This window comes from Bacteroides sp. HMSC067B03 (assembly GCF_001811315.1).
Taxonomy (GTDB): Bacteria; Bacteroidota; Bacteroidia; order Bacteroidales; family Bacteroidaceae; genus Bacteroides; species Bacteroides faecis.
The window spans coordinates 1-11,455 of the sequence record NZ_KV804225.1 but is presented as its reverse complement, the minus strand read 5'-3'; the positions used below and the strand labels follow the sequence as shown (position 1 = coordinate 11,455).

Annotated in this window: 7 protein-coding genes and 1 pseudogene; all 8 read right to left on the bottom strand. The window is 40.0% G+C overall.

All coding sequences use genetic code 11. From position 1 onward, the window contains the following. Positions 1–43: 43 nt before the first annotated feature. The gene (locus HMPREF2794_RS00225; RefSeq protein WP_008760595.1) at positions 44–1,105 is read right to left on the bottom strand and encodes an efflux RND transporter periplasmic adaptor subunit; all 1,062 of its coding nucleotides are present in this window, start codon (positions 1,103–1,105) and stop codon (positions 44–46) included. A gap of 7 nt (positions 1,106–1,112) precedes the next feature. Continuing rightward, on the bottom strand, positions 1,113–2,609 hold the full coding sequence (locus tag HMPREF2794_RS00220; protein ID WP_010537568.1) for a TolC family protein: 1,497 nt from the start codon (positions 2,607–2,609) through the stop codon (positions 1,113–1,115). Between the two features lie 20 nt (positions 2,610–2,629). After that, complete coding sequence (locus HMPREF2794_RS00215) at positions 2,630–5,935, bottom strand: golvesin C-terminal-like domain-containing protein (protein ID WP_010537567.1); 3,306 nt, start codon at positions 5,933–5,935, stop codon at positions 2,630–2,632. Between the two features lie 15 nt (positions 5,936–5,950). Further along, the gene (locus tag HMPREF2794_RS00210) at positions 5,951–6,844 is read right to left on the bottom strand and encodes an ABC transporter ATP-binding protein (RefSeq protein WP_010537566.1); all 894 of its coding nucleotides are present in this window, start codon (positions 6,842–6,844) and stop codon (positions 5,951–5,953) included. Between the two features lie 267 nt (positions 6,845–7,111). Continuing rightward, on the bottom strand, positions 7,112–8,536 hold the full coding sequence (locus tag HMPREF2794_RS00205) for a carboxypeptidase-like regulatory domain-containing protein (RefSeq protein ID WP_055269191.1): 1,425 nt from the start codon (positions 8,534–8,536) through the stop codon (positions 7,112–7,114). Positions 8,537–8,574: 38 nt separating this feature from the next. Then, entirely contained in the window at positions 8,575–9,807 is a 1,233-nt protein-coding gene (locus tag HMPREF2794_RS00200; RefSeq protein WP_055269192.1) for a YjbH domain-containing protein, read from the bottom strand. A 4-nt stretch (positions 9,808–9,811) separates the two neighbouring features. Then, positions 9,812–10,561 (bottom strand): YjbH domain-containing protein, encoded by a 750-nt coding sequence (locus HMPREF2794_RS00195; RefSeq protein ID WP_010537563.1) that lies wholly within the window; start codon positions 10,559–10,561, stop codon positions 9,812–9,814. A 391-nt stretch (positions 10,562–10,952) separates the two neighbouring features. Then, positions 10,953–11,423, bottom strand: a pseudogene (locus HMPREF2794_RS00190) (tyrosine-type DNA invertase cluster 3b); the annotation flags it as partial. Positions 11,424–11,455 lie beyond the last annotated feature (32 nt).

The window sequence follows — 11,455 nt, the reverse complement described above, 5'->3', positions numbered from 1 at the left end:
TTTCCTATTTTCAAAAGATGCGGTCATATATCGCATCCATGATTTACTTTTGGATTTTGACTTTGGCGTCTTCTTTCAGTGTTTCAAAACCCTTCACTACCAAATTGTCATTTACATTAAGTCCGGATAGAATTTCGATATTATATTCATCCTCCAGACCTGTTTGCAGATTGCGTATCTTTGCCGTATTCTTTTCGACGATATATACGTATTTCCGGCGACGATTGGACAAGATTACGTCTTTAGGTATAATGATAGAACTATCAGCTCTGTCAACGATAATATCTGCTTTGGCGAACATACCCGGACGCAACTTCAGTTGGTCATTATCAATCAGAATCTTTCCTTTAAAAGTACGTGTCTCCGTACTGATTGCAGGAGACAACTCACCGACTCTCGCTTTTAAAGTATCCCCGGGGATGGTATAATGAGTAATATATACTGGTTGCGCTTCCTTGACATAACGAATGCTGCTTTCCGGCAGATTGATATCCATATACATTTTATCATAAGCCATCAGACTCACCATAGCCTTTCCCTGTTCCACTCTTGTATCGGCCGTATAGTGAGGCAAATCAACAATCACACCATCAAACGGAGCTTTCACTTTCATCTTCTCCAGATTGAGTTTTGCGTTTTCATAATCGTAACGGGCATTCGTTACTTTTACTTCCGTATTCCGCATTTCACTCATCGTCACCCCTCCTTTTTCATAGAGAGCTTTCTGCTTTGACTGTTCCTGTTCGGCAATTTCAAGACTTAGTTTTTTAGCGTCAATAGCGATTCCGTTTTCATACTCCTTGTCTTCCAGACGGATTATCAGTTCCCCCTTACTTACCCTGTCTCCCATTTTGAAAGGTTTTCCGGTTCTCGGATTAGTCTGAAGTTTATAAAATCCGCTCATTTCCGCATTCTGAGATGCACCGTAAGTCGGCTGCACTGTTCCTGTTGTATTTATTAATTTACTGATAGAACCTTTCTTCAGCTCCACGACAGATACCGGAGTTGCAATATTATTGGGTGCGTTTTGTGGTTTGTTGCCACAGCCGGTTAACAATAAGGTTGTTAACAAAGAAGATGCAATAAAAATTTGATACTGTTTCATGGTCTGCTTATTTTTTATCAATAATGTCTTTCATAGGAACAAGAGGGATATTCTTGTCGAAATCATACAATGAAAGGATTTTAAGATTAAGTAATTCTATTCTGTAATTAATCAACGCCTGCGTATAAGTAATCTTCTTATTCGAAAGCTGAGTCTGGAACTGGCTCATTTCCATACCGGTTATGTCACCTTCCCGATAACGAGTCTGATTCAGATCATAGGTCAACTGTGCATTCTGTACATTTTGCTCGGCGATTTTAATCTGAGTCCGGAGGTTTTCGAGGTTACGCCATACCTGACGAATATTCAGCTCGATATCCACTTTATCCTCTTGAAACTCGAGTTCATTAATCCGTTGGGCCATCTTTTGTGCTTTAATCCTTGCTTTCTTTTCACCCCAGTCGAAAATAGGAACAGCAAAGCTGATAGAAACCCTCGGATTCTGTGTCGGATTATTATAAACTTTATTCAGGTGGCTATTATCTCCTATCAATCCGAAAGAGATAGATACATCTCCTTTAAACTCGTTCAGCGCTTTTGTCTTAATCATATCGAACTCAAGTTCCTTGCTCTCTATTTCACGTTGACGAAGTTCCAGACGCGAACCCAATCCATGCGATATGGCCTGGTCCAGATTTACCTGAATCGGTTTAATCTCCACTTCCGCAAATACGAGAATATCTTCATCCAGCCTCATTCCGAGAGTCTGTTTGAGTTTGTCTTTCGCATTCTCCAGATTCACCTGACTTTCGTCTACAGACGAACGAGCCGTAGCAAGATTCAGTTCGGCCTGAAAGAGTTCGTCTTTAGCTGCCAAATCCGCTTCTACTTTATTTTTTATAATATCATAACTCTGCTGGGCATTGACCAATTCTTCGCGACTGATTTCCAGGTTACTTTGTGCCATATAAACCGAATAAAACTGATCGGTTATACTTTTTTCCGTATTCAGCTGTTGTAAAGCATAACTAATATTGGCATTTTCATAATCATACTCTATCTGCTTCAATTCCATTTTACGCTTGTTGTAAGTGAAAATAGGCTGAGTCAACTGCAGATAAAGGTCATTGCTGAATGCACGGTTACTGGTCTTATCGCCTTCTATGATGGAACTATTGTCCTGCCATCCGAAACGATTTATTAAAGAAATAGTACCGTCTGTCCATAAAATAGGCTGATCAACCTGAAAAGTTCCACTGGTGTTGAATGTTTCGTTCGTGTACCATTGTGACAAACGATTATCAAAACGCCTGTTCTTGTTATAGTCCACCGGATTCAAATTTAATGAAAATCGAGATTTTAAAGAAGCCTTCTGCGCCAGCAGATTCTGCTTATATCTCTCCAGATTCATATAGGAACGGCGAAGAGAAGGACTATTCTCCTGCGCAATCTCCATTGCCTTGTCAATCGTCAAGGGAATTTGCCCCTGCGATGTCAGGGCAATCCCGGTAAAAGTTACGATTGTCAGCAGCACTCTTTTAAATAGTAGTAAGTCACTTTGCATATAGTTTGCTGTTTTAATAATTATCGTTTCACTATTTTCACTGCATCAGCCGTCACAGACCGCAGTTTACATTCATCTGTCAATACGACACGAACCGTATCGGCACTAAAATAATAAGTACCAAGCTGTTCCCAACCTTCATTGGCTTTTCTCAGGTTGATATAGGCATCTTCTACCTCACTGTCATACGCCACCCTAAAATGATATTCACCTTGAAGGCGGTCATTCCATCTCAGCTCATCGTTCTTGAATACATAATAATAGAGTTCGTACTGACCGGCTTCCGGCACAGGTATTTTCCATGTAGCCGTCTGACTACCGTCTCCACTCTTTATCACATAAGCCGAACGGATATATTTACCATAATATTTAGCATTGGTAGTAGCCGTCCATTGTAAAGGCGCACGCCACCAGGATATACCCGAATATTTAAAAGGAGTTTCCTCTACTTCATCCAGCCATTTAGGAAGAAGCCCTACAACAGGAGGAGTAGAAAGTACAAAGAGAGTAGAATCTTCATTATCCACAATAATCTCTCCCGGCATTTCTAATGACGACTCCGGTAGTGTATAGATACTGTCCTTGACTATTTTATTTCGTTCTTGTTTTACGTTGCCTATGGATTGCCGGATCATATAAGGAAGATTTCCGGAAATCATCGTGTTGACCTCTACCTCACGGATTTGTTCTTCCCAGACAGATACAAACTCTTTAGTTGTATGGGCAGCTATCTCAACCTTTTTTCTGGCTCTGGGATCTTCCAGAGGTTGGTACCACCAGCCATTCTGAAGAACATTCATCTGTATTATTCCGTCGTAATCAGAGTTATTGCTCACCAGCACTTTCAATACAAAGAATTCTTCTCCCCCCTTATTGACAACTTTGGTCAACTCGGGCTCTCCGATCGAATAAAAAGGAAGAGGAGTCAGTTGTTCCCATTCTTTCAAAGAGGAATAGATATCCGTGCGACTCATTTGTCCTAGCGTATCCAGCATATTTTCGAACTTAATATTCAGAAAAGTATTACGCTTCAGCATCGCATACAATGAATCTCTGAAAGCATCGACCCCCATATTGATTTCTGATCGGGCGAAAATACGGCTCGCCTCCAGTCCTACGATATTATTTTGCAGATTACGCTGTTCCACATCAGCCAGCAACTCCTTGAATGTATGTTTTTCCAGCAGAAGATTGGCCTTCTCGTTATTACTAAGTCCATTTATCTGGCGCTCCCATCCTTCATTTTCTGACTTCTTTTGCAGATACAACTCAATGGCACGATTGGCTACAGGCCATTCCGAGGAATAAATATTGTACCGGAAATTATAAATCTGCGGGAAAAGGAAATAAGGATTTGCCACAGACGAAAGATTTCCCCGTCCCCTACTACCTGTTGAAAAGTTATAATCACCTTCTGTCCGCATAAACATCCAGGCAAAATTACTAAATGTACGCATCTGGGCTTCCTGTACAGTGATCTCATTCTCTCCCGACCACCGGATCTGATTCTTAACCTGCCTTTTTACATCCAGTTCCCAGAATATGGCTCCTTTTTCAGGGAACAATACCATTTCCGGCTGAACCGTTTCCTGGGCCTGAGACCAGGCACGTTCATAGCTGGCAAACTGTACCGGAACTTCTATGATAGAGAATCGCTTAAAAGGATAATCCAGTTTATATTGCCGTGCCAACTGATCTTTAACATTACGTATAAGCCAGGGAATAGTATCGTGAATGGAATCGAACGACGCTGTAAAATAGTCGTGATCCTTCAGGTGCCACACACTATAAAGAATACTGTCCGCATAGACACTTTTTTGCTGATAATCACCTATTAATAAAGATAATGTCTGAGACGGAAAATCTCCTTTAAACGAATAAACTCCTTCCTCATCACATTTTCCTTCACCTTGGGAAATAGGCACTAATCCCGGAAGAGGCTTGACTTTCAACCGATAATTACTGAAATAAGTTTGTTGCCAATCAGGATTTTTGTCACTATAGCTTGTTCCTGCACGGGGATACCAATAAGTCTCAGGAGTAAGCATCAGATAATCTTTTGTCTGAAAACTATACTGTTTGTCTATGTTAAACAGAAACTTCTTATTGGAGGCTTGCAATACTTCGGGGGGAATATCCAGATAGCAGAATGAATTATCTATTTGCCCGTCATACCTGAAGGTTACAGAAACCGTATCTCCTTTGGCAAGGTTTGTTCCGAAATCCACTAACACAATTTGCTTGTCACGTTTAAAATTGAGCGGTTGTTCTCCCGACCGGACGGAATGCACGGTTAATCCCGGATTCAAACAGAAAGTGAATACGGCAGATGAATCCAATGCCACGCCTTTTACTGTTACTTCCGACAGAAAATCATCTGAATGCTGTTCTACTGAAAGATCATATTCATGAATGAACATCTTCGGAGTAGAAACATATTGATTGTTGATCTTCGTATATGTAGCCCGTATATCACTCTGATACAAAATTGAATGTATATGCCAGTAACCACATACGAAGGCTAACATAAGAGTACAGAAAGAGAGAACTAACCACGGATAATTACTACGCGATGAGTTCGGAAGGCGCCGAAACAGAGAAATAGTGAAAAAGACAAACGCTAATCCGGCAAGTAAGTAAATGCCACGATGATTCAAGATCACTTCCCAGTTGGAAAAGCCGACAATACTGGACTTTACCAAAGGAAGACTATAGGCCATATAATCGAAAAGATAATAAAACTTATCTTCAATATAGAAAACCGTCAAGCCGATATATCCCAGCAGCAATACAAATGTCAATGCCTGATTTTTAAGCACCAGCATCAAAAAGATAGCCAATCCGATGATAAAAATCAACGTAGGTACACTGATCAGGAAAAAATAAAGCAGATAAGCCACCCAGTCTACTTCTCCCAATGTCAGGTTGAATGCTGCCGTAATAGCCATAATAATAAGATTCAGCAGCAAAAAGACACGCAGGTTTCCCCATATTTTACCTATGACATATTCAGCATTGCTCAACGGACGGACATAAAAGACTTCCGATGTATCCAGTTTTTTATCTCTTTTCAGAAAGTCGGAGGCCAGAAAAATAGCTATAACTGCCTGTCCTGTATTAAGCAATAACAAGATTAGATAAGGAATATTGGATGGAATGGCTGTTGCAATCCAAATACCTCCGCTATCCTCCGATACGAATAACATGAAATTAAAAAAAGTAATGATAGCTACGGCGAGCACCGTGAATACTCTGAAGAACCAGCTTCTTATTAATAATTTGCTTTCATATTTTGCTACCGATTGTATATTAGATATAAAGGTCATATCAGCATATCGTGTTTAGTCGTTTGTCCAAAGGTTTAATTGATTCTCCATGTAATATACATAGGCGTGTTCCAGATTAGGAGGAAATGGTTCCGCTTCGTATCCCTCCACTTTATCGGCAACCACTTGTACCTCCCAGATTGTCCCCGATGGAATAGTAGAGATTACCGGATATTTTTTATCGATTTCATGTAACTGGTCACCGGCAGCCCTGATTCTCCACACCTTACCTTCGGCTAATTTCAACATATCCTGGGGAGAACCGTTGAAGGAAACTTGTCCCCTATTCATTAACGCCATATTGTTACAGGTACTGGAAATATCACCGACAATGTGAGTAGACAAAATAATAGTCACATCATTCTCGCTGACCTCCGAAAGAAGGTTGCGGAAACGGATACGTTCCTCGGGGTCAAGTCCGGTAGTAGGTTCATCAACAATGATTACTTTAGGATGATGTATCAGCGCTTGTGCGATTCCTAACCGCCGCTTCATACCTCCCGATAATTTATTGGCATATCGTTCACGAACATCAAACAAGCCAACGTTTTCGAGCATTTCATCTACCGCCTGTTTCCTCTGCCTGCTATGAGTCATTCCGGATAAGCGTGCCGCATAATCAAGAAACTCATACGTTTTGTATTTGGCAAAGAAACGAAAGTCCTGAGGGAGATACCCCAGAATACCGCGTATTTCTTTCCGCTGTTTCATCAAATCATAACCGCAAATTTCTACTTGCCCGGAAGTTGGTTCCATGAGGGCTACTAGAATACGCATCAAAGTAGATTTGCCGGCGCCATTGGGTCCTAATAAGCCAAACATCCCTGCAGGAATCTCCAGATTGATATCTTTCAAAGCATGATTTCCGTTGGGATAAATCTTATTAAGGTTCTTAATAATTATGCTCATGACATTTTATTTGTCCTATGTTGTATTGGGTGATAAAGATAGGCTTTATTTACATGAAACAAATCATAATTATAAACATTAACTTATATTAGTAGAATTCTGTCTAAAAAGAACGCTCTTCAAACATCCATAGACATGAAAACGAAAAGGAGAAAACCACTTCACAGTGACTTCCTCCTCCTCATATCCCATATGATTATCACCCAACAGGGTTTATAAAAAAGGGTTTTATTAAAAAAGGGTTATTTTTATGATCTGAATTATTTATTAGTTACTTCCACCCTTACCACCACTATGAGTAGGATTAGTAGTAACTGTCTTATACTGATGATCAGTTCCGGTATAGCGTGTTGCTGTTACTGAGATTTTCACATCTTTACCATTATACTTCACTGTAGTTGACAATGTAGTAGTACGAGTCTTGGCATAGCAAGTATAATTCATTGTTGTATAACCGTTTACGTTTACGGTATTATAAGTACGGGTTGTTTCTGTAATACCAGATGCAGATCCCATCAACGAGTACAAACGAGTTTTGAAAAAAGCTACCATAGCATTCACTGTCTCATTTTTTGCACCCGACAAGGCTTTAGTTACAGCTGCTTTAATATCAGCATCTTTACATTCCCAACCAGCCTTTTCTTTATAAGTCAGCGCAATACCGGTCACAGCTTTAGGGTTTTCGCTATTGTCACGACTAGCCTGTCCCAGAATCTCACTCTTCACCACAGTTTCAGAGCTAACTTTGCTAGTCACTTTATTTTCCATTGCATAAGAAGAGAAGTGTTTAACCTTAGTCGTGTAGCTACCTGATTTTTCATCGTAAACAACTTTGTTTATGTCCTCTGTTTGTGGAACCCACTTTCCATCTTTCAGATAAGTAAGTTCTATATCCTGAGCAAAAGTTACACCCGGAATAGGATTAGGAATAGAAATAGTCACAGGTTCTGTAAATTGCAAACCACTAGGTTCAAAATGGGCAGCTGCCAAAGGAATCGTTTTTTCAACTTCCTTATTTTCTTCTTCTTTCTTCACTTCCGTAGTTACCTCTTCAGGAGCAGGAACATAGGTCGTTACACTGACTTCAGCATTACCGTCTTTTAAAACATCTTCATTGCCTTCTGTCTGAATCGCTCCAGCCGGAATATCCAATTCAGGTGTTACAAGAGGAAGATCTTCCTTCACATCCTCCGGTTCAACTGTACCCGGGTCCTTAACGTCCTGATTTGAAGTACTCTTATCCTCTACTTTTACATCTTCCTTATTACCCTCTTCGCCAACTTCCACTTTTTTCGGTTCACTTTGCTTTGTCAGAGCCACAGCCACTGTTACCACACTACGGTTCTCCGCATTAGCAGCAATTTCCACAGATGTATTCTGAGCAAGATAACCTTTAGGGGCAACTTCAACTGAGTACTTGCCTGTATTCTTCTCAGTTACAGAAAACTTACCATCTTTGTCTGTTTTAATTGTTTCAGAACCAATTTTCACATCCACATTAGACAGTCCTTTACCAGCATCTGTCACAGTACCCATAATATAGTACTCAACAACCGGATCGGGAGTTACGATTTCTTCACCCGGTTCCTGTTTGGGTTCATCGTCATCATCATGACATGAAACTGCAGTGAAAGACAGCACACCGAAGGCTATCGCCAAAGAGCATGCATACAACCATTTTAAATTTCTCATAATTGTTCATTTTTTGTTTAAATTACTAATATCAACTCTTATTTAAATTTTGTCTTATCATTGGTACGAATCAAATAATAACGAATATAATCCGGTTGCCAGAAACGGCTATTCTCGGCTGATTTCGGTTCTGTTCTATAGCTGACTCCCAAAGCACGGCGGGCAAACTCATTCCCGCTACGCATATCATACTGAAAAGCAAAATGATCCGGAAGCATTACACGTACTGCATGACGGTTGCGCTTCTTGCCCGGCAAAGGAATCGAGAAATGAAATCCGGCATTTGTTTCCCCATCTGTGTACATACCATAAAGCCCTACAATATATTCACCGAAATAGCGGGAAAGAGTTCCGCATACTCCATAATCTCCATATATAAACCGGCCTCCACTGACCTTTAACTGTGTATTCATTTGTGGAATATAATACCCCACACTAAACTGTCCATTGACTCTCTTCCATTTACTCATTCTCCAGTCTCTGCCATATAAATGAGAGGAACCGGTTATACCGCCTTCTCCTTCCACTGTCCAACGACCGTCAGATGAGAAATAACCGATACCGGCAGCAAGCCCCTGGCGATCATCCGAGAAATTCCCACCAGTCAAGTATCCTTTCCAATGATTATCCAAGCGAAATTCCTGTCGCAATGTCAAATACCCCGGTCGGATACAATCCCATTTACCCGGCTCATTGTTAATGACAGGCAAGCAAACTTGTAACCTTAATGAAGCACCCTTCCAAAGTTGCATTTCTACCGCCGGTTGCAATTCAAAAGCAGCCTTATATAGTTTGTAAGTAACATTATTAACCAACATCACCCCCGGATAAACGACTAAATCCACCTTACCAAAAGTAGTAGACTCACGTTTTATCCCTTTCAAGTCATCCATTGCAGTTTGGGTAGAAGTAGTCATCTGCATAGTACGATACACCTCATTCAAATCACACTTTCCCGATTGATAATCCTCGATCAGTTTTGCAGGTAAGGTGATACAAAGTTGGGGCAGCGCATTATCCAATATAACTAACTGCAATGTAGAATTCTCCGAAACAGCTATCAAATGACGTATTGCGATACCTATACCATTATAAGATCCCCTATATACGGAAGTTTCAAATGCCGCCGTAATCGTATCCTGCTTCTGTATTACAGAGATATTTTCCATTTGCAAATCTTTCAAGACTCCAGATACCCGTACAGCCTGTGCATTTACACTTTCCAATGTGCAGCAACAGATAATATATAATATACTAAATACTCTTTTCATCTTCTTAATGTATTAAAGTACATTCATAACGCAAGCCCGCAGAAACACAAGTAAATTCGCGGGTAAACACATGGATAGACAAATGTTTCCAAAGGCGTATTGCTCCTCCAAGATTCCAGCCATGAGTATCATATTCTGCCATAAGCTTTAACTCACGGCAAAAAGCGGGAGTATAACGGATACCACCAAAAGGTCCTTTATTGAATGCAGGCTGATTGCCTTGATGAAAATACCAGCCTGCCGTAACAGCCAACTGATGTCCTTTACAGAAACCGAATGTCTTAGTTAATACACCATAATAATCTCCCCAATACTGAGTCGCCTTTTCTGTAAAAAGGTCATCGGCACCAATAACCACAGCAGGGAAATAACGGCTTTCTTTCAATGGACGGATACGGATAGTATTAGAGCGATCTTGATTATGATAACCAACTCTGCCATTATACGTTCGCATCTTGAGTAATGTCATACGGTAAGTCAGTTCTACAAAAGAGAATAATGACATATCAACAGAATAGTTCATGGTAGGATAATTAAATTTATGGGGTGTAACCTCTTCAGGAAGGAAGTTTGCACTTCCCATAAAGGTTCCTGTTTCCTGCATCTCGGCTGTAGGTATCATCATCTGCCCAGTTGCCCCAAGAGCATATTGTGCATGAATCTGGCTTGTTGTCAAGATTAGAATCAGAATTAATACAACACCCTTTAACGGAATAAATAGCATATCCCCCAAAATTGCTTCAATTTGTTTCATTTTTTATCTATGTGTATTCCTAAATAGAGATCTTACCCCAATTTAATTCATAAATCCTCTATTTTTACCATTCTTTTTTCTGTTACTTCTTAGGTAACGGAAAAAGCAGGGAAAGGGGAAAAATCTCTAAAAACACGAAAAAAAGGACATATCTGACTACCAAAGAAGGCTCAGCCTAGGTGTAGGGTGAAATTTCTTTGATTATAGGACGTAAATATCTTAGAATATGAAAAAAGAGTTCTTTCATATTCCGGACTATTTTTATCTTATTTTTTAATCAAAAAAGAAAAAAAGGATAGTTTACTTGCTTGTTATTTATTTTTTTGTCTATCTTTGCGTCATTATTATTTCCGTTACCTAAGAAGTAACTCCTACTTACACACACTGGTTATCAGTACTTTGTATCATTACTCCGTTTTGCAAAGCAATTCTTTACGTAAGATAAATTCATTTTATTAACTTCAGTACGTTCTTTCAAAGCAAAGCCTTTAAGGTAGATTTGTGTTGTTTTGATTGATTTGTGCCCTAACGATTCGCTGATCATTTCAATAGGAACTCCGCGATATTTCGCAGTAGTAGCCCATGAATGGCGAATCGTATACGAAGTGACAGGAGAGGTCAGGTGCAAAGCTTTTGCAAGTCCTCTCAACTGGTTATTGAATTTTCGGAGAGCAGACTGATATTCGCGATAAGCATCTTCATCCTTCCGTTTTTTATCACCACTCAAGATACCAAACAGATAATCAGGACAGTCCCGCAGCGAAGGTTGCCTGTTCCGGAGCTGATAAATCATATCTTTAGCGGTATCCAATACTTCTACGCTCATTGGAGTCTTCGTCTTGATACGATTATAATAAATAACTAAAGTTTCCCACCCCTTAAAACACTAACTTT